The 23618-nt window shown below is 42.3% G+C and carries 22 protein-coding genes and 1 pseudogene; 17 read left to right on the forward strand and 6 right to left on the reverse strand.

Annotated features, from left to right (window positions below):
* The first annotated feature begins 333 nt into the window (after positions 1-333).
* Both L0P31_RS08135 and L0P31_RS08140 read left to right on the forward strand, forming a co-directional pair.
* Entirely contained in the window at positions 334-1191 is an 858-nt protein-coding gene (locus L0P31_RS08135; protein WP_141230698.1) for a VOC family protein, read from the forward strand.
* Positions 1192-1286: 95 nt separating this feature from the next.
* Positions 1287-1844 carry a sugar O-acetyltransferase gene (locus tag L0P31_RS08140; protein WP_238096445.1) on the forward strand — a complete coding sequence of 186 codons (558 nt, stop codon included), beginning with the start codon at positions 1287-1289 and terminating at the stop codon, positions 1842-1844.
* A 107-nt stretch (positions 1845-1951) separates the two neighbouring features.
* Here the strand turns inward: L0P31_RS08140 and L0P31_RS08145 are convergent, their stop codons facing one another.
* Positions 1952-2635, reverse strand: coding sequence for a DUF4956 domain-containing protein (locus L0P31_RS08145; protein WP_084887348.1), 684 nt, complete (start codon positions 2633-2635; stop codon positions 1952-1954).
* Positions 2628-3408: pseudogene (locus tag L0P31_RS08150) on the reverse strand (polyphosphate polymerase domain-containing protein). The gene L0P31_RS08145 and the pseudogene L0P31_RS08150 overlap by 8 nt, the downstream one beginning before the upstream one ends.
* Positions 3409-3636: 228 nt before the next feature.
* Between L0P31_RS08150 and L0P31_RS08155 the strand changes: the two are divergent.
* Positions 3637-4875, forward strand: coding sequence for a carbohydrate-binding domain-containing protein (locus L0P31_RS08155; protein WP_084925999.1), 1239 nt, complete (start codon positions 3637-3639; stop codon positions 4873-4875).
* A 247-nt stretch (positions 4876-5122) separates the two neighbouring features.
* Here L0P31_RS08155 and L0P31_RS08160 read toward each other — a convergent pair whose 3' ends face one another.
* On the reverse strand, positions 5123-5356 hold the full coding sequence (locus L0P31_RS08160; protein ID WP_049487693.1) for a hypothetical protein: 234 nt from the start codon (positions 5354-5356) through the stop codon (positions 5123-5125).
* 613 nt (positions 5357-5969) lie between these two features.
* On the opposite strand from L0P31_RS08160, the gene L0P31_RS08165 reads away from it, so the two are divergent.
* The 13 genes from L0P31_RS08165 to L0P31_RS08225 all read left to right on the forward strand — a co-directional run bounded on the left by L0P31_RS08165 (position 5970) and on the right by L0P31_RS08225 (position 20652).
* Positions 5970-6686: an ABC transporter ATP-binding protein gene (locus L0P31_RS08165; protein ID WP_238096447.1), complete on the forward strand. Its 717-nt coding sequence runs from the start codon at positions 5970-5972 to the stop codon at positions 6684-6686.
* A gap of 1 nt (position 6687) precedes the next feature.
* On the forward strand, positions 6688-7770 hold the full coding sequence (locus L0P31_RS08170) for an ABC transporter permease (RefSeq protein ID WP_049487697.1): 1083 nt from the start codon (positions 6688-6690) through the stop codon (positions 7768-7770).
* 39 nt (positions 7771-7809) lie between these two features.
* Positions 7810-8433: a TetR/AcrR family transcriptional regulator gene (locus L0P31_RS08175; protein WP_000361928.1), complete on the forward strand. Its 624-nt coding sequence runs from the start codon at positions 7810-7812 to the stop codon at positions 8431-8433.
* 272 nt (positions 8434-8705) lie between these two features.
* On the forward strand, positions 8706-9470 hold the full coding sequence (locus tag L0P31_RS08180; RefSeq protein ID WP_238096449.1) for a nucleoside phosphorylase: 765 nt from the start codon (positions 8706-8708) through the stop codon (positions 9468-9470).
* Positions 9471-9503: 33 nt separating this feature from the next.
* Positions 9504-10883 carry a TrkH family potassium uptake protein gene (locus tag L0P31_RS08185; RefSeq protein WP_238096451.1) on the forward strand — a complete coding sequence of 460 codons (1380 nt, stop codon included), beginning with the start codon at positions 9504-9506 and terminating at the stop codon, positions 10881-10883.
* Positions 10884-10896: 13 nt separating this feature from the next.
* Positions 10897-11562, forward strand: coding sequence for a potassium channel family protein (locus L0P31_RS08190; RefSeq protein ID WP_001283909.1), 666 nt, complete (start codon positions 10897-10899; stop codon positions 11560-11562).
* 329 nt (positions 11563-11891) lie between these two features.
* Positions 11892-12908: a glycosyltransferase family 2 protein gene (locus L0P31_RS08195; RefSeq protein ID WP_049546648.1), complete on the forward strand. Its 1017-nt coding sequence runs from the start codon at positions 11892-11894 to the stop codon at positions 12906-12908.
* Positions 12909-13023: 115 nt separating this feature from the next.
* Positions 13024-15288, forward strand: a complete 2265-nt coding sequence (locus L0P31_RS08200; RefSeq protein ID WP_238096453.1) for an SSURE domain-containing protein — start codon at positions 13024-13026, stop codon at positions 15286-15288.
* 123 nt (positions 15289-15411) lie between these two features.
* Entirely contained in the window at positions 15412-16110 is a 699-nt protein-coding gene (locus L0P31_RS08205) for a response regulator transcription factor (RefSeq protein ID WP_238096455.1), read from the forward strand.
* Positions 16107-17159, forward strand: coding sequence for a sensor histidine kinase (locus L0P31_RS08210; protein ID WP_238096456.1), 1053 nt, complete (start codon positions 16107-16109; stop codon positions 17157-17159). The genes L0P31_RS08205 and L0P31_RS08210 overlap by 4 nt, the downstream gene beginning before the upstream one ends.
* Positions 17160-17353: 194 nt before the next feature.
* On the forward strand, positions 17354-17965 hold the full coding sequence (gene rpsD / locus L0P31_RS08215; RefSeq protein WP_000092756.1) for a 30S ribosomal protein S4: 612 nt from the start codon (positions 17354-17356) through the stop codon (positions 17963-17965).
* Between the two features lie 611 nt (positions 17966-18576).
* Entirely contained in the window at positions 18577-19383 is an 807-nt protein-coding gene (locus L0P31_RS08220) for a coiled-coil domain-containing protein (protein WP_238096458.1), read from the forward strand.
* Between the two features lie 21 nt (positions 19384-19404).
* Positions 19405-20652, forward strand: a complete 1248-nt coding sequence (locus L0P31_RS08225) for a toxic anion resistance protein (RefSeq protein WP_049492672.1) — start codon at positions 19405-19407, stop codon at positions 20650-20652.
* A gap of 37 nt (positions 20653-20689) precedes the next feature.
* Here the strand turns inward: L0P31_RS08225 and L0P31_RS08230 are convergent, their stop codons facing one another.
* The 3 genes from L0P31_RS08230 to rpmF form a co-directional block, all read right to left on the reverse strand.
* A complete protein-coding gene (locus L0P31_RS08230; RefSeq protein WP_004269670.1) occupies positions 20690-21211 on the reverse strand; it encodes an HXXEE domain-containing protein in 522 nt (173 codons plus the stop codon).
* A gap of 78 nt (positions 21212-21289) precedes the next feature.
* The gene (gene rpmG, locus L0P31_RS08235) at positions 21290-21439 is read right to left on the reverse strand and encodes a 50S ribosomal protein L33 (protein ID WP_001265622.1); all 150 of its coding nucleotides are present in this window, start codon (positions 21437-21439) and stop codon (positions 21290-21292) included.
* A 15-nt stretch (positions 21440-21454) separates the two neighbouring features.
* Positions 21455-21637: a 50S ribosomal protein L32 gene (rpmF, locus tag L0P31_RS08240; RefSeq protein ID WP_000290417.1), complete on the reverse strand. Its 183-nt coding sequence runs from the start codon at positions 21635-21637 to the stop codon at positions 21455-21457.
* Positions 21638-21866: 229 nt separating this feature from the next.
* On the opposite strand from rpmF, the gene ilvD reads away from it, so the two are divergent.
* Positions 21867-23570 carry a dihydroxy-acid dehydratase gene (ilvD, locus tag L0P31_RS08245; protein WP_023947583.1) on the forward strand — a complete coding sequence of 568 codons (1704 nt, stop codon included), beginning with the start codon at positions 21867-21869 and terminating at the stop codon, positions 23568-23570.
* Positions 23571-23618: the final 48 nt, after the last annotated feature.

Here is a 23618-nt window from a genome sequence, read left to right on the forward strand (position 1 = left end):
AAATAGGCTCCATAATATCTATAGGGAATTTACCCACTACAAATATTATAGAGCCGAAAAAAGAAGACTAATGCTAATTAGATTTTCTGATAAGAATAAGGAGTAGGATATCATATCCCCTCCTTTTCTTTTTGGGTTGAGATGAGAGTCATCTTAGAGTTGGTAAAAGTTTTCAATGATTTGATTGTCAATTCTCTGTAGATTTTCTTGTTTTAGTATCATATAGACAAGATGACAGAATCATAATCTATAAGTTGTCTGGCTTGACTTTCTTGATGGGAATTATATAACAGATGTAATAAAAATAATTACAACTTAGAAAGAGGACCATTTATGACCTATGAATACAAGAGTCACATTTATTTGGCAGAGGCAGTTTTAAATGTAAAGAACTTGGCGAGTCAAACAGCCTTTTATCAGAAAATTATTGGTTTAGAAATCTTATCTCAAACTGAGACAGAGGTCGTTTTGGGACTTGGAGGAAAAGCCTTGGTACACTTGATTCAAGCACAAGAGAGCAGTGAAGTAAGGGGACATTATGGTCTTTACCATCTGGCTATTCTCTTACCGACACGCAAGGCTTTGGCAGATGTCTTAAAACACCTGACAGATTTACAGATTCCTCTTGTCGGCGGTGCAGACCATGGTTACAGTGAGGCTCTTTATTTGGAGGATTTGGAGGGAAATGGCATTGAACTCTATCGAGATAAGCCGGTTTCCACATGGGATATTCGAGAAGATGGACGTATTATAGGGGGCACTGAGGCCCTTGCAGCGCAGGATATCTATGAGTTGGGAGAAAGAGTAGAGCCCTTTACTTTAGCAGAGGGTACGAGAATGGGGCATATTCATCTTTCCGTCAAGGATAGTCGAAAGTCCAGCCAGTTTTATCAAAAGGTGTTAGGACTAGAGGATAAATTCAGTGTGCCTAGCGCTAGTTGGATTGCGGCTGGGGCTTACCATCATCATTTGACAGTCAACGAATGGGGAGGAAAAAATCTGGCTCCGCGTAAGCAAGACTTGCCAGGTTTGGCCCATTATGTTATTGAGGTTGCTAGTAAAGAAGAACTGTTAACGATTGCCCAGCGAGCACAAGAAGTTGATGCACCAATCAAATGGCTGACATCGAGCCAGTTGGGAATCACAGACCCAGACGGAATCGTGACCCGTATTCGTTTAGACAGGATGTGATGACAATCAGAGGATCAATTGTAGAAAGTACCCCTTATTCTAGTCAGATACGTAGAAATTTTGATATGATAGTAGGGAACAAGGAGAAGAAAACAATGACCAGTGAATACCAGAAAATGATAGCAGGAGAGGTTTACCGTCCATCGGATCCAGAATTGCGAGCCTTGGCTCAGGCTTCTCGCCAAAAACAGTCTGCTTTTAACAAGGAAGAAGATCCCTTGAAGGGGGCGGAGATTGTCAAGACTTGGTTTGGTTCGACTGGGAAAAATCTCTATGTTAATCCACGCCTGGTGGTCGACTATGGAGTCAATATCCATCTAGGGGAAAATTTTTATTCTAATTGGAACTTGACCATGCTGGATGTCTGCCCCATTCGCATCGGTAACAATGCTATGATTGGTCCCAACTGTCAGTTCTTAACTCCCCTCCACCCACTAGATCCGCAGGAACGCAATTCAGGGGTCGAATACGGCAAGCCCATCACTATTGGAGATAATTTCTGGGCTGGAGGTGGTGTCATTGTCCTTCCGGGAGTGACACTGGGGAATAATGTTGTTGCTGGAGCGGGGGCTGTGATTACCAAGTCCTTTGGCGACAACCTTGTCCTAGCTGGTAATCCTGCGCGCGTGATTAAGGAGATACCTGTTAAATAAAGAGATTGGTAAAAAGTTTTTAAGATAAGAAAAAGGCATCCTATCAAGTGTTTAAAAAACGTTGATAGGATGCCTTTTATCATAAATCAGTTTTCACGCTAGAAGTTTTACAAATTCTTTCTCTTCTTGGCATTCTTGGTCAGGGAAACCTGGTAAGTATCCTGTTCTTTAGTGAGATAATTGATGATTTGAAAATCGTCTGTTTGAGCCTTGAAATCCATTTCATAGACAGTGGTGACTTGTTCTCCATCATTGCTAGTATCAATCGAGATGAGGTCTAACTCAGTACAGAATTGTGATAGTCCAGATTGGATAGTTTGAAGTTGATTTTCTTGGTTCGCAATTGTGATGGTCAATAGCCTGCGACGTTGGTGATTGCTCTTGCTTTGTTGCTTCTCTAAAAGAAGCCATACCGCTAAGATAAAGACAGTGAAGAGAATAGCTAGAGCTAGGTAGCCTGTCCCTGCTGCTAGCCCGATAATCATGGCAAGGAAGATAGCAATTAGTTCCCGTGAACCACTGGTAGCTGAACGAAAACGAATGAGGCTAAAAGTTCCTGCAACGGCGATAGAGGTTCCTAGGCTGCCATTTACCAGAAAGATGACCAAGGTCATCAAGCAGGGGAGTAGGGTCAAACTGACAGCGAATTCTCGTGTATAGAGAGTACGGTGTTTGTAAGCCCAGGTCAGCGCCAAACCTAAAATCAGGCTGACCAAGAGAGCCAGAAAGAGCTGGATAGGATTTGCAGTGGCAGTTGTGTCGTTGAAGATAGAATTAAAAAGATTAGACATAAGTAGTACCTACACTTTCTGTGCTTGGTCGTGGGCTATAGTCCAGCCCTTGAGACTTGTGGTAGGCGCAGCTGTATTTTGAAAATTTCTGCTCTACCAGTCCATATTGGTCGAGAATATCTTGTAGCCATTGGGGTTTTCTACCTGGAGCTTTAATTTCCATGATGACAATGTCCTCGTTTAGTAGAGGGAAACCGTCCTTTCCTGAGAATAAACTGACATTATCATCACGATAGGTTAGATTTTGGTCAATGGTGATACGAATTTTATTGTAGGGAAAACCGATAATTTCTTTCTTTCTTTTCCTTGAGAGAAAAACGGTCATAGTATATATACATACGAGGGATAATGGCTTGCTGATATTCCTCTTGGAGTTGCTGGATTTTTTCAATCATCATTCGATCCTTGATACTGCTATCCAGCTGTCCCTTGGTCATAAACTGGGTGATAGACTGGGGAGTCGATAAGAGACGATGTTTTCGTCCGACACCAGCTCTGTCCTTAGATTTGATTTCTAAAAATACCTGACTATCAGGCTGGACTTGACTGAGATAGGTTCGCATCCGAATCTTTTCTTTGCGCTTAGTACCTTGGCCATCCTCCTGAATCATATCAAATTGCTCTGTATCAAAGTAGATGTTGGAAATGGTCGAAGTTGGATAATCATCCTCTACGAGGTATATTTTTAAGTCCTCTATTAAATTAGCCAAGTCACCCTTGGCAACGACATATTTGGTTTCGATTCGTTTAAAGCTTGTTTCAATTGGTTTCATAAATCCTGTCTCCTTTATCAAACTATTTTAGTACGCTATCTTATTAGCAGATAGGTGTGTCTGGGCAAGTTGAACTTGCTTGTGATTAGTCTATGGAATTTTCCTAAAACTTTTGTTAAAGATAACTTAACTGAAACTGAACTTAAGAAAATTTTCAGAAAAAGTTTAGATTTTTTTCAGACTTCCCCTGTAAACTAAGCTCAAGCTAAATGAAGGTGAGGAAAAAGTATGAAATCAAAAAAATGGACCCTAATCTTAACCAGTTTAACAGCTCTGACTTTGATGACAGCTTGTGGGCAGTCAACGACCAAGTCAAGTACAACTGCAGCGGCAGATACCACTGCCATCTCAACTTCAGCTACAAACAGTCAATCTTCTTATTTTACAGAAAAGGACTATGATACTTCTTATGATGAAAGTACAGCTTCTAAGATTGAGTTATCTGGCTCATCAGCAAACGTCTCTGGAGATGGGGTGACAGTCTCTGGATCAACAGTGACCATCACAAAATCTGGGACCTATGTGATTTCAGGTCAGTCTGACGGAGTGCAGATCAAGGTCGAGGCAGATAAGTCGGCAGATGTTCATCTAGTCCTAAAAGGTGCGACCATTACCAATACCAATGCAGCAATTTCAGCGACATCAGCCGGTCATGTCTACCTGACTCTGGCGGAGGGAACTACCAACAGTCTCTCTGACTCAAGCTCTAATAGTGATGACAAGGCAAATGCAGCTCTCTTTTCTAAGGTGGATTTGACCATCAATGGCTCAGGTACCCTTACTGTCGATGGCAAGAAGAACAACGGAATCAAGGCCAACGACACCCTCCACATCACGGGTGGAACCTATAACATCATAGCAGTTGGCGATGCCTTTAATGTTAATGATGAACTCAATATCACTGGTACGACCATGACCATCGATGCCAAGGAAGATGGTGTCAAAGTTGACAATGATGAGGATATGACTGTCGGCAATATGTATTTGGCTAACAATACCATAACAGTCACAGCAGGAGATGACGGTATTCACGCTTCTGGTAACCTAGTGATTGACAGCGGTACTTACACCGTCAAGAATTCGACTGAAGGAATTGAAGGGAAAGCCATTACGATTAATGGTGGTGATATCAATGTCTACGCGACAGATGATGGGGTCAATGCAGCTAATAAAAATGCTCAGCAAAGCGATATTTACTTTACCATGACAGGTGGTAATCTAACTGTAGAAGTCGGTCAAGGGGACACAGATCCGATTGACTCAAATGGCAATATCACGGTCACAGGTGGAACCATTAAAATGATTGGTCAATCAGGCTTTGACTTTGATGGAACAGCGACCTATACAGGTGGAGATATCTATCTCAACGGCGAAAAACAAACTGATATTGTGAACTCTATGCCTGGAGGCGGTGGACCTGGTGAGGGACCTCAAGGCGGCGGTCCAGCCCCTGGCGGACAAGGATAAACAAAAAAGGATAGCATTGCTAAGAGCAATGTTATCCTTTTTGTATCGTAGATTCATATGTTGCGAGTGGTTTTATAATCGTAGCTTTCAAAGGCTAAATTGTTCAGTCACCCGTTTTTGTTTACTTGAATTTCTTGAATTTTAAGAAGGTATTGAGTAGTTTTCCCTTAAATGTTTTGTTTTGGTAGGCGATTGTGAGGGAATTGAAAAATTCAACTGCTAGGTGTTCTTGGTGACCGAGCTCCATCTAGCTTGGGGTTGCTTCTGGGGAAAAGACGCCTAATTTGATGCGGAGTCCACCTTTTTTCATCTTGAACTGATGCATACCATACATCTTGATATCAAGGCTTGTATCGGACATGAGAGTAGCAGTATCACCTGCCATAGAAATTTTTGTATCGACATCCGGAACGCCTGTTTTTTCAGTATCTAGACTGATAAAGATTTTTTGATAAGTTGGTTGACCGTACTCTCCAATCAACTCCTCACTTCCTGTCCACCGTGAACTCCAGCAAATACAAAATGTTCAGGGTGAATTTTAAAAGGAAGTGCTTGGTCACCCATTTTATTTAGTCCTTGGTTGAAGGCGAAGAAATCTCTCAAAGTAAATCCATCCACGTAAGCAGCTTGTAGGTTACGTCCCTTAACCGAATTCTTAGAAAGCCATGCCGCATTTGGTCTGATTCTGCTAGACGGTCAGCGTAGAGTTCGAGGATTTTTTGACTTCCAAGGGCTAATTTGGTTTCAATTAGGTCTTGAAAATTTCTTAGTCTGTTTCATATAAAAATGAGTAAAATGAATTCCCATTACCAAGGTCATTAGAGTTGCGATAGCAATGACGATGGTTGGATTAGCCGAGAAAAGTAGAGGGAAAATAGGCCTTTAAAAAGTGGACAGAAAAGACCATTTCGGAGTATAGAGAGGAAGTTCAAAAACATTTTTAGAAATAAGACATGTGCATTATAAACATCAGATACGAATCTGGTGCTTTATTTTTTAAAGAATTTCAACTTTTTTCTTGACAAGTGAGTAAACACTCACTATAATAGGTCTATATTCAGTAAGTGAGTAAACACTCACCTAGGAGGAAGCATATGAAAAAATTGCTACATTTACAAGATTTGGATAAGTCTTTTTGTCGTCAAATGGTTTTGAATCATGTCAGCTTTGAATTGCATCCGGGAGAAATTATAGGCTTAATAGGTCCGTCTGGTGCTGGTAAATCGACTATGATTAAGACTATGTTAGGGATGGAAAAAGCTGACGGAGGGGTTGCTTTGGTATTGGATCATACTATGCCCAATCGTCATATTTTAGGAGATATTGGTTATATGGCCCAGTCAGATGCCTTATATGAGGCTTTGTCAGGTCAAGAAAATCTGGAATTTTTTGGTCAGCTAAAAGGGCTATCCAAAAGAGATCTGACAGCTGAAATTGCCCATGTGGCTCAAGTTGTGGATCTGGCAGAGCATTTGAATAAAACGGTATCCGGTTATTCTGGAGGAATGAAGCGACGCTTGTCTTTAGCCATCGCGCTTCTGGGGAATCCTCAGCTCTTGATTTTGGACGAACCGACAGTTGGAATCGACCCTTCTCTTCGGAAGAAAATCTGGAAAGAATTATTCGCGCTTAGAGACAATGGGGTTGGGATATTAGTTACTACCCATGTTATGGATGAAGCAGAGTTAACGGATAAGGTCGGCTTATTATTAGGTGGAAAAATCATTGCTTTTGATACACCGCAACACTTAAAAGAAAGTTATCAAGTTTCAAGTATTGAAGAAGTATTTTTGAAAGCAGAAGGAGAGTAAGATGAGAACCATTGCTATTGCTAAAAAAGTTATCAAAGAATTGCTTCGTGACAAACGAACCTTGGCTATGATGTTTGTAGCGCCGGTATTTATTATGTGGCTGATGAACCTCATGTTTTCAGCTAGTACAACCGTGAATGTCAAGTTAGCGACACAAGATCTACCAACTGGTTTGATAACGAAAATGGATGAGCTTGATCATGTGGACATCGAGACTTATCAAGACTTAGATCAGGCCAAAGAAGCGCTAGCAAATGAAAAAGTCGATGCTGTGATTTCTTATAAAGACGGTGAGTATCAGGTCGACTACGCAAATACAGATGCCTCCAAGACATCTATGATACGACAAGTGTTACGAACAAGTATCGCCAGTGAAGGCACCGATCAGTTACTATCTCGTATCAAACAAGCTCTTCCACAATTGAAATTAGATGCAAAGGCGCCTGAAATCAAAGAATCTTACCAATATGGAGATAAAAATACTGGATTCTTTGCACGTATGATTCCAATTTTAATTAGCTTTGTGGTCTTCTTCTTTGTCTTTTTGATTTCTGGTATGGCACTTTTGAAAGAGCGCACAAGTGGAACCTTGGATCGCTTGTTAGCAACCCCAGTGAAACGTTCTGAAATTGTCTATGGCTATATGTTGTCTTACGGTATTATTGCGATTTTTCAAACGGCAGTTGTCGTCTTAGCAGCAATTTGGCTACTAGATGTAGAAGTTGTAGGAAATATTTTAAATGTTATAATAGTTAATGTGGTACTGGCTCTTGTAGCACTAGCTTTTGGAATTCTCTTGTCTACTCTAGCAAAATCAGAATTCCAAATGATGCAATTTATTCCTCTCGTGATTATGCCTCAACTCTTTTTCTCAGGGATTATTCCATTGTCATCCATGGGAGCATGGGCTCCAACTGTGGGGAAATTTTTGCCATTAACCTATTCTGGTGATGCAATAAGCCAGATTATTCTTTACGGACACAATCTTGGTGATATTTTGCCAAATCTTGGTGTTTTAATGATTTTCTTGATCATTTTAACAATTCTCAATATTGTTGGATTGCGTCGTTATCGTAAAGTTTAGAAATCAACATAAATAATGCTAAAAAGGTGTGAAGATTAGATGGATAAGACTGTTTTTGAATCGTTTGAAGATTACTTAGAAGAAGCGAATTACCCTCAAGGAAAGAAAAAAATCATGCAGGCAGCAGTGGATCTCATATCAACTAGGAGTTACCATGGGACCTCAACTCTTCACATAGCTGAGCGTGCTGGACTAAGCCAGGCAACTTTGTTTAAGTATTTTAAGACGAAGGATGATCTACTGACGGCTATTTTACATCCTGTAGTCCCAGGCATTTTCGGTAGTTTTGTTGAGGAACTCTTAGCTTTTGAAACGACAGAAGAGAGGGTTCGTTATCTCGTCCACGATCGTATGAGCTATCTCAAAAAAAATCGTGCTTTGATGAAAATCATTCTGCAGGAGAGTTTTTCAAATAAGAAACTAAAAAATGAACAGATTTTTATCTGGAATGCTATTCAAGATAAACTTCGAGTGCTTCATAAAGAATTGCTAGCAGATCCACGTGTAAATCCAGAGTTAACGATTCCTCAAATGGTTCGTATTTGTGTTGGTCCATTGTTGGCTTACTTCGCTCAACTTTATATCGTTAGCGACAACGGAGAAATAAAGGAAGAGGACCTAGACTTATTAGAAAAACAGATTTTAGGTGGTTTGTGGAAATAAGGGAGTTCTAGAAGAGCTAAGATTTATTTACTTGACTTTCAAACAAGCTAAAAAAGACATGTTCTGCTTATTTCAGATTCATGTCTTTTTTGTTGTTGGATTTTGTATTCTTCATAAGTCCTCAATCGCTTTGCCAAAACAGAAACCGACTTCTCCAGCGGTGCAACGATTTCTCAAGTGTATGGAAGAGGAGATTTCTGGCTTGCTAAAGAGAATTCCTTGACACTCTGTCAGCTTTTGATACAATAGTACAAAATCAGAGGAGGTGGGCTATGATTCAGAAACATGCGATTCCTATTTTAGAGTTTGATGATAATCCTCAGGCGGTCATCATGCCCAATCACGAGGGCTTGGACTTGCACTTGCCCAAGAAGTGTGTATATGCATTTTTGAGTGAGGAAATTGACCGCTATGCGAGGGAAGTAGGGGCGGACTGTGTCGGCGAATTCGTTTCTGCCACCAAGATCTATCCAATCTATGTCGTGAACTACAAAGGCAAGGAGGTCTGTCTGGCTCAGGCTCCTGTCGGTTCAGCTCCAGCAGCTCAGTTTATGGATTGGTTGATTGGCTATGGTGTGGAGCAGATTATTTCCACTGGAACCTGTGGTGTGCTGGCTGATATAGAAGAAAATGCCTTTCTAGTCCCTGTTCGCGCTCTGCGAGATGAAGGAGCTAGTTATCACTATGTGGCACCTTCTCGTTATATGGAAATGCAGCCAGAGGCTATTGCTGCTATTAAGCGAGTGTTGGAAGCTAGAGGGATTCCCTATGAAGAAGTCATGACCTGGACGACAGACGGTTTTTACCGAGAAACGGCTGAAAAGGTGGCTTATCGCAAGGAAGAAGGCTGTGCTGTTGTGGAGATGGAGTGTTCTGCGCTTGCGGCAGTAGCCCAACTGCGAGGGGTTCTCTGGGGAGAATTGTTGTTCACAGCTGATTCCTTAGCAGACTTGGACCAGTACGATAGTCGTGACTGGGGTTCAGAAGCTTTTGAGAAGGCCTTGGAACTCTGCCTTGAGATAGCCTTTCATATCTAACTCATATCCTTCTTTTTATGGTACAATGGATGTATGTTATTCAAATTATTTGTGAAAAAACTTGAAAGGGTCTTGGGCGGACTTTCGCCAGCTCGTCGGATTTTTTTAAGTTTCGCTGGAGTTATTTTTATAGGTTCTCTTCTTTTGAGTTTGCCTTTTGTTCAGGCAAGCGGTTCGCAGGCTACTTATTTTGACCATCTCTTTACGACGGTTTCTATGGTCTGTGTGACGGGACTTTTTACGCAACCGGTGGCCACCACCTATAATGTTTGGGGTCAGTTGATTTGTATGCTCTTGATCCAGATTGGTGGTCTGGGGCTCATGACCTTTATCGGGGTCTTTTATATTCAGGGGAAGCAGAAGCTTAGTCTTCGCAGTCGTGAAACCATTCAGGAGAGCTTCAGTTATGGGGAGACTCGGTCTCTGAAGGCCTTTATGCGGTCCATCTTTTTGACGACTTTTCTGGTGGAGGGCTTAGGTGCCTTTCTACTTAGTTTCCGTTTTGTTCCTGAGTTTGGCTGGGGAAGGGGCATTTTTACCTCTATCTTTTTAGCCATTTCCGCCTTTTGTAATGCTGGTTTTGATAATTTCGGCAGTAGCAGTTTAGTGAATTATCAGACGGATCCTTTAATCAATCTGGTCATTGCTGGTTTGATTATCACAGGTGGTCTCGGCTTTATGGTCTGGTTTGACTTGGCAACCCAGTTTGACAAGAAGAAAAAACGCCGTCTGCGTTTCCACACCAAACTAGTCCTCTTCTTGACTGCAGGGATTTTGCTGTTTGGGACAGTATCCACGCTCTTTACGGAGTGGCACAACCCAGGAACGATTGGCAATCTCAGTGTCCCAGAGAAAGTTTTGGTTAGCTTTTTCCAAACCGTCAGCATGAGAACAGCTGGTTTTGCCTCTATTGACTATACTCAAGCTCGGCCTGTGACCCTGTTTATCTATATCCTACAGATGTTTCTGGGTGGGGCGCCTGGAGGGACGGCTGGGGGGCTCAAGATTACGACCTTCTTTGTCTTATTGGTCTTTGCTCGTAGTGAGTTGCTGGGCTTGCCTCATGCCAATGTTGCGCAGAGAACTATTGAGGCTCGAACAGTCCAAAAATCCTTTAGTGTCTTCATTATCTTTTTGATGACCTTCTTGTTGGGCTTGGTGTTGTTGGGAATTACAGCAGAAGGAACACCGCGATTTATCTACCTCATGTTTGAGACCATTTCAGCTCTTGCGACAGTTGGGGTAACGGCAAATCTGACACCAGAATTGGGCAAGCTAGCTCTCAGTATTGTCATGGTGCTCATGTTTATTGGCCGTATCGGTCCCTTGACCTTGCTGGTTAGTCTAGCGGATTACCAGCCAGATAAGAAAGATTTGATTCAGTATATGAAAGCAGATATTAGTATTGGATAAGAAAGGAAGAATGATGTCAGATCGTACGATTGGAATTTTAGGTTTGGGGATTTTCGGGAGTAGTGTCCTGACGGCCCTAGCCAAGCAAGATATGAATATTATTGCCATTGACGACCACGCCGAGCGTATCAATCAATTTGAGCCTGTTTTGGCGCGTGGAGTTGTGGGCGATATTACAGACGAGGAACTCCTCAGAACCGCAGGAATTGATACCTGTGATACGGTTGTAGTGGCAACAGGGGAAAATCTAGAGTCGAGTGTGCTTGCAGTGATGCATTGTAAGAGTTTGGGTGTACCAAGGGTTATTGCCAAGGTAAAAAGCCAGACAGCCAAGAAGGTACTGGAAAAAATCGGTGCTGACTCGGTAATCTCGCCTGAGTATGAAATGGGCCAGTCCCTAGCGCAGACCATTCTCTTTCATAACAATGTGGATGTCTTTCAGCTGGATAAAAATGTGTCTATCGTGGAGATGAAAATTCCCAGTGTTTGGGCAGGTCAAAGCCTGAGCCAGCTGGATCTACGTGGCAAATACAACCTCAATGTCTTAGGATTTCGTGAACAGGAAAATTCACCACTGGATGTCCAGTTTGGGCCTAATGACCTCTTGAAAGCAGATGCCTATATCTTGGCAGTCATTAACAACCAGTATCTAGACGACTTGGCAGAATTAAATTCGTAAGGAGGGGAATCCCCTCTTTTTTGATCTCCTAGATAGCAAATAGAGAGACCTGTATTCCAATTGAGACTAGAAACCCTTGTATTCTAGTAAAAGTCCTTCAAAAGCTGGACTTTATGGTAGAATAGAAAGAAGTGACAAGAGAGAGTAGTACTCTTCGAAAATCTCTTCAAACCACGTCAACGGCGCCTTGCCGTATATATGTTACTGACTTCGTCAGTTCTATCTGCAACCTCAAAACAGTGTTTTGAGCAACCTGCGGCTAGTTTCCTAGTTTGCTCTTTGATTTTCATTGAGTATAAGAAAAAATCAGTCCCCTAAAGGAGTAGATTATGAAGTTATTGTCTATCGCCATTCCTAGCTATAATGCCGCAGCCTATCTTCATTACTGTGTGGAGTCGCTAGTGATTGGTGGTGAGCAAGTTGAGATTTTGATTATCAATGATGGGTCTCAGGACCAGACTCAGGAAATCGCTGAGCGTTTGGCCAGCAAGTATCCTAACATCGTTAGAGCCATCTATCAGGAAAATAAAGGCCATGGCGGTGCGGTCAATCGTGGCTTGACGGAGGCTTCTGGACGCTATTTTAAAGTAGTTGATAGTGATGACTGGGTAGATCCTCGTGCCTATTTAAAAATTCTTGAAACCTTGCAGGAACTAGAGAGTGAGGGGCAGGAAGTTGATGCCTTTGTGACTAATTTTGTATATGAAAAGGAAGGTCAGTCTCGTAAGAAGAGTATGAGTTACGAGTCAGTCTTGCCTGTCCAACAGATTTTTGGCTGGGACCAGGTCGGAAATTTCTCAAAAGGCCAGTATATCATGATGCACTCGCTGATTTACCGGACAGATTTGTTGAGAGCGAGCCAGTTCCAACTGCCTGAGCATACTTTTTATGTCGATAATCTTTTTGTCTTTACCCCCCTTCAGCAGGTCAAGACCATGTACTATCTGCCTGTTGATTTCTATCGTTATTTGATTGGGCGTGAGGACCAGTCTGTCAATGAGCAAGTGATGATTAAGCGCATTGACCAGCAACTAAAGGTCAATCGACTCTTGGTAGACCAGCTTGATTTGTCCCAAGTGAGTCATCCAAAAATGCGAGAATATCTGTTGAATCATATTGAAATCACGACGGTGATTTCCAGTGCCTTGCTCAACCGAGCAGGCACAGCAGAGCATCTTGCCAAAAAACGGGAGCTGTGGACCTATATTCAGCAGGAAAATCCAGAGGTCTTTCAGGCTATTCGTAAGACCATGCTCAGCCGTTTGACCAAACATTCGGTCTTGCCAGCTCGCAAACTTTCCAATGTCGTCTATCAAATCACCAAGTCTGTTTATGGATTTAATTAATATAAGTATTTTATAAGAGGGATTTAAGAAAAATTTTAACTTTTTCTTAATCCTTTTTAATTTTAGGAGATTATACTAGAGTCATCAAATAAAGAAAAACTCTAAGGAGAATCCTATGAAATTCAATCCAAATCAAAGATATACTCGTTGGTCTATTCGCCGTCTCAGTGTCGGTGTTGCCTCAGTTGTTGTAGCCAGTGGCTTTTTTGTCCTAGTTGGTCAACCAAGTTCTGTACGTGCCGATGTGGTCAATCCGACCCCTGCTCAAGTTGTACCAGATGCTACTTCGGTGAGTGAAAAGAGTGACTTACCAGTAGAACTTCTCAAAGAAGCAGTCGATACCGCTCTTCCATCAGAGCAGGTAGACTCAGCACCTAAAGCAAGCTTGGATACTACAAACTCTCCAGAGAAAGCGGATGTGGCTGCTAAAGACCAAGTAGTAGCACCAAAAGAAGAAGTGCAAGTAAAACCAGAATCTAAGAAAGAAACAGAAGATGCGGTTAAACCTGCGACAAATCCTGCTCCTGCAGTCTCTGGACAAGACCGTGAAGCAAGTGAGGCTCAACCAGCAACCACTCCAGCCGAAGTTCAAAAAGGCGTAGCCGACAATACTAAAGATACAGTGGATGTTCCAGCTACATACTTGGACAAAGCCAACTTCCCTGGTCCATTCACAGCTGGTGTCAATCAAGTTATTCCATACGAATTCTTCGCCGGTGACGGTATGTTGACTCGTTTGATTTTGAAAGCTTCTGACAAGGCTCCATGGTCAGACAACGGCTCAGCTAAAAATCCAGCTCTCCCACCAGTAGAAAAATTGGGCAAAGGCCTTTACTTCTATGAAGTGGATTTGGCAGGTACCCAAGGAAAATCTGACAAAGAGCTACTTGATTTGTTAAAACAAAACGGCACTCAAAGCTACAAGGCAACTATCAAAGTGTACGGTGCGAAAGATGGTAAGGCTGATTTGAGCAATCTCGTAGCGACTAAAGATTTGGATGTTAACTTGAACGGCTTAACTACTCCAGCCGAAGTTCAAAAGGGTGTGGCTGACAACACCAAAGACACAGTTGATGTCCCAGCCACTTACTTGGACAAAGCCAACTTCCCTGGTCCATTCACAGCTGGTGTTAACCAAGTTATTCCTTACGAGTTCTTCGCCGGTGACGGTATGTTAACTCGTCTTATCTTGAAAGCTTCTGATAAAGCCCAATGGTCAGACAATGGTTCGGCTAAAAATCCAGCTCTCCCACCAGTAGAGAAATTGGGCAAAGGCCTTTACTTCTACGAAGTAGATTTGGCAGGTACTCAGGGTAAATCAGATAAAGAGTTGCTTGATCTCTTGAAACAAAACGGAACTCAAAGTTATAAAGCTACCATCAAAGTGTACGGTGCTAAAGATGGCAAGGCAGACTTGAGCAACCTCGTAGCGACTAAAAATTTGGATGTAAATTTGAATGGCTTAACCACCCCAGCTGAAGTTCAAAAAGGCGTAGCCGACAACACCAAAGATACAGTAGATGTCCCAGCCACTTACTTGGATAAAGCGAACTTCCCTGGCCCATTCACAGCCGGTGTTAACCAAGTTATCCCATATGAATTCTTCGCTGGTGATGGTATGTTGACTCGTCTTATCTTGAAAGCATCCGACAAGGCTCCATGGTCAGACAATGGTTCAGCTAAAAATCCAGCTCTTCCACCAGTAGAAAAATTGGGCAAAGGTCTCTATTTCTATGAAGTAGACTTGGCCGGCACTCAAGGAAAATCTGATAAAGCTCTTCTTGACCTCTTGAAACAAAACGGCACTCAAAGCTATAAAGCTACCATCAAAGTGTACGGTGCTAAAGACGGCAAGGCAGACTTGAGCAACCTTGTAGCGACAAAAGATTTGACAGTGAACTTGCATGGACATCAGTCTCTGATTCCGATGCAGTCAGGTTTCGTCCCATCTTCTAATGGTTCAGCTATGCCGGCTCCAATGATGAATAGTCATCAAGATGCATCTAAGATGAACGCTCAAATGCCTAGTGCCAATCAAGATGAGATGAAATCTAAAATGCCAGCTGCTAGTCAGGATAAGATGATGCCTAACAAAGAGCAGGACAAAACCATGAATGCTAGCCAGCCTATGGCAACACCAAGCATGAAACAAGATCAAGCTCCAGCAGCCTCAAGCAAAATGTCTGATGAAGGCAAGATGGTATCTAATAACAAGGTATCAAGTCCAATGATGGCTGATCAAATGAAAGACCAAAAAGACATGCTTCCATATACTGGTGAAGCCCAAACATCAATGGCTACTCTTGGATTCGTTGGACTCGCTTTGGCCGGACTTCTAGGTGGACTCGGTTTGAAAGCTAAAAAAGAAGAAAATGACTAGTCTAGCTACAGACTTTCTATCTAGGATATGAAAAATCCAGATATCGTTTAGAATGTTCGTAAAGAGATTAAAATAGTGTTATACTATTGTGGTATAGCACTGTTTTTTTCAAAGGAGAGACAGATGGGAAAGACAATTTTACTCGTTGACGACGAGGTAGAAATCACAGATATTCATCAACGTTATCTGGTTCAGGCAGGATATCAGGTTTTGGTGGCCCATGATGGAGTAGAGGCCTTAGAAATCTTCAAGAGAAAACCAATTGATTTGATTATTACAGATATCATGATGCCTCGGATGGATGGTTATGATTTGATTAGCGAAGTTCAGTATCAATCTCCGGATCAGCCTTTTCTCTTTATCACGGCTAAGACCAGTGAGCAGGACAAGATTTATGGCCTGAGCTTAGGGGCAGATGACTTTATTGCCAAGCCCTTTAGCCCTCGTGAGCTGGTTTTGCGTGTCCACAATATCTTACGTCGCCTTCATCGTGGAGGTGAGACAGAAGTCGTCAGTCTCGGGGATTTACGGATGAATCACGGTAGTCATGAGGTCCAAGTCGGAGATGTGGCGCTTGATTTGACCGTCAAATCCTTCGAACTTCTATGGATTTTAGCCAGCAATCCAGAGCGGGTTTTCTCTAAGACAGACCTCTATGAAAAGGTCTGGCAGGAAGACTATGTGGATGACACTAATACCTTGAATGTTCATATTCATGCTCTTCGACAGGAGTTGGCTAAACATGCTAGTTCAGAAACACCCACCATCAAAACCGTCTGGGGCTTGGGCTACAAAATTGAGAAAGCACGAGGTAGTCAATGAAATTAAAAAGTTATATTTTAGTGGGGTATATCATTTCAACACTCCTAACGATTATCGTGGTTTTTTGGGCCATCCAGCGAATGCTAATTGAAGAAAGAGAAATTTATTTCCTAGTGGGTATGACTCTCGTGGCTAGTTTTATCGGTGCTGGGATTAGTCTCTTTCTCCTATCGCCTGTCTTTACTTCATTGGGCAAACTTAAGGAACATGCCAAGCGGGTAGCGGACAAGGATTTTCCTTCAAATCTGGAGGTTCAAGGACCTTTAGAATTTCAGCAATTAGGACAAGCTTTCAATGAAATGTCCCATGATTTGCAGGCCACCTTTGATTCCTTGGAAGAAAGCGAACGTGAAAAGGGCTTGATGATTGCTCAACTTTCGCATGATATCAAGACCCCCATCACTTCAATCCAAGCGACGGTAGAAGGGATTTTGGATGGGGTTATCAAGGAAGGAGAACAGGACCATTATCTAGCAACCATTGGACGCCAGACTGAGAGACTCAATAAACTGGTTGAGGAGTTGAATTTTTTGACCCTAAACACAGCTAGAAATCAGGTCGAAACGACCAGCAAGGACAGCATTTTTCTGGACCAGCTCTTGATTGAGTGCATGAGTGAATTTCAATTTTTGATTGAGCAGGAGGAGCGAGATGTCCACTTGCAGGTAATCCCAGAGTCTGCTCGGATTGAAGGAGATTATGCTAAACTTTCTCGTATCTTGGTGAATTTGGTCAATAACGCTTTTAAATACTCAGCTCCAGGAACCAAGCTGGAAGTGGTGGCTAAGCTGGAAAATAACCAGCTTTCAATCAGTGTGACTGATGAGGGACAGGGGATTGCCCCAGAGGATTTGGAGAATATTTTCAAACGCCTTTATCGTGTAGAAACTTCGCGTAACATGAAAACAGGTGGTCATGGCTTAGGACTTGCGATTGCGCGTGAATTGGCCCATCAATTGGGTGGGGAAATCACAGTCAGCAGCCAGTACGGCCTAGGAAGCACCTTTACCCTCCTTCTCAACCTCTCTGGCAGTGAAAATAAAGCTTAAAACCCCTTTACAAATCTAGCCATTCATGGTAAAATGGATTTTGTGCGAAATATCAGCAGGAAAGCATGAAGCTCGTCAACAGGTGTCTTATGATAAGTAACCTTGGCTGTTTAGGCGAAGGGCATCTGCACGAATCAGGGCTTTCTAAGTGACTATTTCCACCGAAATATTATTTATATCAGGAGGACATTCACATGTCACGTTATACAGGACCATCTTGGAAACAAGCTCGTCGCCTTGGCCTTTCACTTACAGGTACAGGTAAAGAATTGGCACGTCGTAACTACGTACCAGGACAACACGGACCAAACAACCGTTCTAAATTGTCAGAATACGGTTTGCAATTGGCTGAAAAACAAAAACTTCGTTTCACTTACGGTGTAGGTGAAAAACAATTCCGTAACTTGTTCGTACAAGCTACAAAAATCAAAGGCGGAATCCTAGGTTTCAACTTCATGCTTCTTTTGGAACGTCGTTTGGATAACGTTGTTTACCGTCTTGGTCTTGCGACTACTCGTCGTCAAGCTCGTCAATTCGTAAACCACGGTCACATCCTTGTTGACGGAAAACGCGTTGATATCCCATCATACCGCGTAACTCCAGGTCAAGTGATCTCAGTTCGTGAAAAATCATTGAAAGTTCCAGCTATCCTTGAAGCAGTAGAAGCTACTCTTGGACGCCCAGCATTCGTATCATTCGACGCTGAAAAATTGGAAGGTTCATTAACTCGCTTGCCAGAACGCGACGAAATCAACCCAGAAATCAACGAAGCACTTGTCGTTGAATTCTACAACAAAATGCTTTAATTTTAAGAAATATCTTACAGAAAGCCTACAACAGTGGGCTTTTTGCTTTGTCTTAAAAGCTTGCTTTCTGAGTTTGTATAGAGATTTGCTAGTAAGATTATTTGTGTATCTAAGTCTATCTATTCCAAGAATTGACTGATGTTGATGATATAAATCTGGTATGATATAATATTTTGGCCCCCTCACTTTAAGGAAGGGAGGTGTTACATATGTTAGAAACTTTACTCACAGTGTTTCTAGCTCCGTTACTTATTAACGTATTATCTGAGCTTTTCAAGTTATGGCTTAAGAAACGTAAGAAGTAATGGTTAACCCTTTTAGAGGGTAGCAAAAAACCCCATCGGTGGCACGGTGGGGCTTTTTTAGTTACATATGCTGTAACTTTACTCACATTGTAAGTTCATTCTAACATATAACCCCCGATATTTCAAGCTTTTTTTTGATATTACTCAGAGTGTGTTTGTGGTTTGAGTCCGCTTTACTGAAATTAGACCACGCGCTACCAAGCTCCATTCTACATCAAAGAAATCAACTCTTTTCTAGGGGATTTCCGCCCTCATTTTTGTCTTTTGTGCTAAAATAGACTTATAAATTGAAAATAAGGAATGTTTATGAAATCGGGTAATGGTTTTTGGAAAGGCTGTCTCTATTTTTGGGGCTTCTTGTTCTTGTTGGGCCTTTTGGTTCAATATGCTCTTCCGCTTGCGGCTTGTGTACTGCTAGGCTATGGTGGTTATCGCCTCTATAAACGTTGGCGCTATCCTCTTTTGCAGGATCGTTCTCTAGACGATCGGATTGAGCTTTTAAAAGCTCGCATTCGCCAGGCTGACAGGGATATTCAGCAGCTAGAGGAAACTTTAGTAGAAAAAGGCTCAGAGTCCTATAAGAGTCTCGCCAATCAAGTATTGAGCGAACTGCGGGAAATACATCAGGAGGCGGATCGTCTCAAGTCCTATATTGATACTGATGTCTACAACCGTATTGACAAAAAGGTTCGTACAGTACGAGCAACTATCGATGTTCAGCTAGAACGTTTGGATAGAGAAAGTCAAGTAGATCTTGAAAATGCGGAGCCAGAGGAATTAGCTCCAGAATTGTCTCAGACTTTGGCTAATATTGCTATTGATCATCAGGCCATTTTAGACAAGATTGCCACCTCTGCCGAGGGGGATAAGGAAGAATTGACGGCCATTCATAGTTTGAAGATGGAGAAATTCAAAACGATTTTAGAAGGCTATTTAAAGATTAAGGCCAATCCTAAAAACTATAATCGAGCAGAAGAACGCTTAGAGCAAGCTAAAGCGGCCATCGAACAATTTGACCTTGAGCTGGACCAAGTGTTAAGAGAACTCAATGAAACAGATATGCGTGATTTTGATATCAGTCTGCGTATCCTAGAAAAAGATCGTAAAGAATAGGTTAGAAACAAAGGAGTAACCATGACAGAATTTAATTTTGATATTGACCAGATTGCTAATAATACAGTAGCTAAGGTGGATAAAACAACCCAAATCATCGAGACAAATACTGGCTCAGACAAGACCTTGACCTTCCTTGAAAAGTTGAGCCCTGAGCAGCAAGAAGGAATCAAGGCGCACGTGCCCCAGTTGGTAGACCAGTTTGTCACCAATCAAAATGCTCTTTTGGATTTTGGACAATCTGCTGTAGAAGGTGTGAACAATACAGTCAATCGTATCTTGTCAGAACAAAAGAAACTGCAGATTCCCCAAGTGGATGACTTACTCAAGAATACCAACCGTGAGTTGCAAGGCTTTGTAGTCAAATACAAGAACGCTGAAATTGCTGAGTTAGAAGAGAAGCCAAACTTTTTGCAACGATTGTTTAACAAGAGTAAGAATACCTTACAAGAATTTTACTTTGACTCAAAAACAGTAGAGCAAAAGCTGGATGGCATGGCTGCCGCAGTGGTCAAGCAAGAAGATGTCTTAGCTCGAAATATCGTTTCAGCTGAGATGCTGATTGAGGACAATACCAAATCCATTGAAAATCTAGTGGGAGTGATTTCTTTTATCGAAGCCAGCCAGACAGAAGCTGGTAATCGCGCTGCCGAACTGAAAGCTCAAGCTGACCAACTCGATACAAGTACGGTAGAATACCAAACCAAATCACAAGAATTGGCCCGCATGGCTGAAGTGGTCAATACCCTTGAACAACAACATACTGAGTATGTCAGCCGTCTCTATGTTGCCTGGGCAACAACACCTCAGATGCGCAATCTTGTGAAGGTGTCATCTGATATGCGCCAAAAATTGGGCATGCTTCGTCGCAATACGATTCCTACAATGAAGCTTTCTATTGCTCAACTGGGTATTTTGCAACAATCAATGAAATCAGGTGTCGTGGCAGATGCCATTGTCAATGCCAATAATGCTGCCCTTCAGATGCTAGCTGAGACCAGCAAGGAAGTGATTCCGCAGATGGAGAGAATTGCCCAAAGCCCGACAGTAGCTGTTGAGTCTGTTACCAAACTGGCTGAAAGTCTGGTTGCACAAAACCAAGGTATCGTCGCAGCTATTGAATTGGGTCGTCAGAAACGTGCCCAACTAGAAACAACCATCGTCAAGTCCGCAGAAATGATCAACGATTCTGTCAAACTACGCGATGAGAAAATCGTCCAAGCCCTTCTAAACCAAGGAAAGGCCGCTCAGAAAGAAGTACAAGAATAATACACAAGTCCCCTGTAATGTAGATTTGCAGGGGATTTTATTTGTTTTTGTGGACAAGCCAGGCGGAATACTTTTTCCCAAGCCAGAGAGCAAAGAGGAGATTGATGACGACGATGCCTGAACCGACTAGTGAAAATAGGAAAAATTCGCTAGTCGAAACTCGCCACAAATGTACAATGTCTGTAATCAAATAAGCACTGATAGGAAAACAAAGGATAGAAGTGATCAGAGCAGGTATATACTTGCGAAGAAGAATTGATTGTCCAATATGGAGAAAGAGATGAAGTGCAAAGGCTACAAATCCCCCCAACCAAACTAATTCGAGCGCTCTAGATTGACTAAAATACGCTAATAAAGTGATGGATAAGACAATGATAAACTCCTCAAAAACAGCAAGGGCAAATCCCTCTGTTGTAATTCCTTTGTGAATCTTGAGAATAGCTGGAGCCTTTTGAGCCAGCAAGGTTTCGTTGAGATGAATCCAAGGGACAAGACCGATAATTTCTTCCATATCGTGAAAGATAAAAAGTAGAGGGAACATCCAAAGATAAAACGCCATAAATCTCTCCTGAAAAGCTATAGATTGCTAACTAATAAAGCAAAAAACGCCCAGTAAGGCGTTTTGAGTTAGGTATGCTTATTTAACTTCTGTAAACACAACGTGTTTGCGAAGTTTTGGTGAGTATTTCTTCAATTGAAGACGGTCTGGAGTGTTACGTTTGTTTTTAGAAGTAAGGTACAAGCGTTCACCAGATTCTTTGTGTTCAAGTGTAATATTTACGCGCATGGTATCTCCCTTCTATTATTCAGCTGATGCAGCTTTAGCGATCTTACGTCCTTTGTAGTATCCTTTAAGTGATACACGGTGAGAACGTGAGTAATCTCCAGTAGTTTCGTCAAAGTTTACAGATGGAGCTGTTACTTTGTAGTGTGTACGACGTTTGTTTTTCTTCGCTTTTGAAGTGCGACGTGCAGGTACTGCCATTTTGATTTCTCCTTTAGGTATTTATATTCGATTCAATCTACTGATTTTCATCAACCATACTAGGATAACACATTTTTTTTGTAAAGTAAAGTTACTTGACAAAAAAAATGAAAAAATTAAAAGGTCATCAACCGAATTAATCGAAATTTTCTGAAAATTCAAGAATTTTCTTCTGTTCATTGCTTTTAAAATGTGCTATAATAGTAAAAACTGAAATGGGAGGGAACAAATGACTGAATTAGCTAAACGTCATCGCAGTAGCATTTATGATAGTATGGTTAAATCACCAAACCGTGCTATGCTTCGTGCGACTGGTATGACAGATAAGGACTTTGAAACACCGATTGTAGGGGTTATTTCGACCTGGGCGGAAAATACACCATGTAACATTCACTTGCATGATTTCGGGAAATTGGCTAAAGAGGGTGTCAAATCAGCAGGTGCTTGGCCTGTGCAGTTTGGGACTATCACTGTAGCGGACGGGATTGCTATGGGAACGCCTGGTATGCGTTTCTCTTTGACATCTCGTGATATCATCGCGGACTCTATCGAGGCGGCGATGGGTGGTCACAACGTCGATGCCTTTGTCGCTATCGGTGGCTGTGACAAGAACATGCCTGGTTCTATGATTGCTATTGCTAATATGGATATCCCAGCTATTTTCGCCTATGGTGGAACCATTGCACCGGGAAATCTTGATGGCAAAGACATCGACTTGGTTTCTGTTTTTGAAGGTATCGGAAAATGGAATCACGGTGACATGACGGCTGAGGATGTGAAACGTCTTGAATGTAATGCCTGCCCTGGCCCTGGTGGTTGTGGTGGTATGTACACTGCTAATACCATGGCGACAGCTATTGAAGTTCTCGGTATGAGTTTGCCAGGTTCATCCTCTCACCCAGCTGAATCAGCTGACAAGAAAGAAGACATCGAAGCAGCAGGACGTGCTGTTGTTAAGATGTTGGAACTTGGTCTCAAACCATCAGATATCTTGACTCGTGAAGCCTTTGAAGATGCCATTACTGTGACTATGGCTCTCGGTGGTTCTACAAACGCCACTCTTCACTTGCTTGCCATTGCCCATGCTGCCAATGTTGACTTGTCACTTGAGGACTTTAATACGATCCAAGAGCGTGTGCCTCACTTGGCCGACTTAAAACCATCTGGTCAGTATGTTTTCCAAGACCTCTACGAAGTCGGTGGTGTCCCTGCGGTTATGAGATATCTCTTGGCAAATGGATTCCTTCACGGAGATCGTATCACATGTACTGGTAAGACTGTTGCTGAGAACTTAGCTGACTTTGCAGACCTCACTCCAGGTCAAAAAGTCATCATGCCACTTGAAAATCCAAAACGTGCAGATGGTCCGCTTATCATCTTGAACGGGAACCTTGCACCAGACGGTGCGGTTGCTAAAGTATCAGGTGTTAAAGTGCGTCGTCACGTTGGACCAGCTAAAGTATTTGACTCAGAAGAAGATGCTATTCAGGCCGTTCTGACAGATGAAATCGTTGATGGCGATGTAGTTGTTGTTCGTTTCGTTGGACCTAAAGGTGGTCCTGGTATGCCTGAGATGCTGTCACTTTCATCAATGATCGTTGGTAAAGGTCAAGGAGACAAGGTTGCCCTCTTGACAGACGGCCGTTTCTCTGGTGGTACTTATGGTCTGGTTGTTGGACATATCGCTCCTGAAGCTCAGGATGGTGGACCGATTGCCTACCTCCGTACAGGTGATATCGTTACGGTTGACCAAGATACCAAAGAAATTTCCATGGCCGTATCCGAAGAAGAACTTGAAAAACGCAAGGCAGAAACAACCTTGCCACCACTTTACAGTCGTGGTGTCCTCGGTAAATACGCCCATATCGTATCATCTGCTTCACGAGGAGCCGTGACAGACTTCTGGAATATGGACAAGTCAGGTAAAAAATAAACTCATACTCTTCGAAAATCAAATTCAAACCACGTCAACGTCGCCTTG

It is taken from the genome of Streptococcus mitis, assembly GCF_022137125.1.
In the GTDB taxonomy this organism is placed as follows: Bacteria; Bacillota; Bacilli; order Lactobacillales; family Streptococcaceae; genus Streptococcus; species Streptococcus mitis_CE.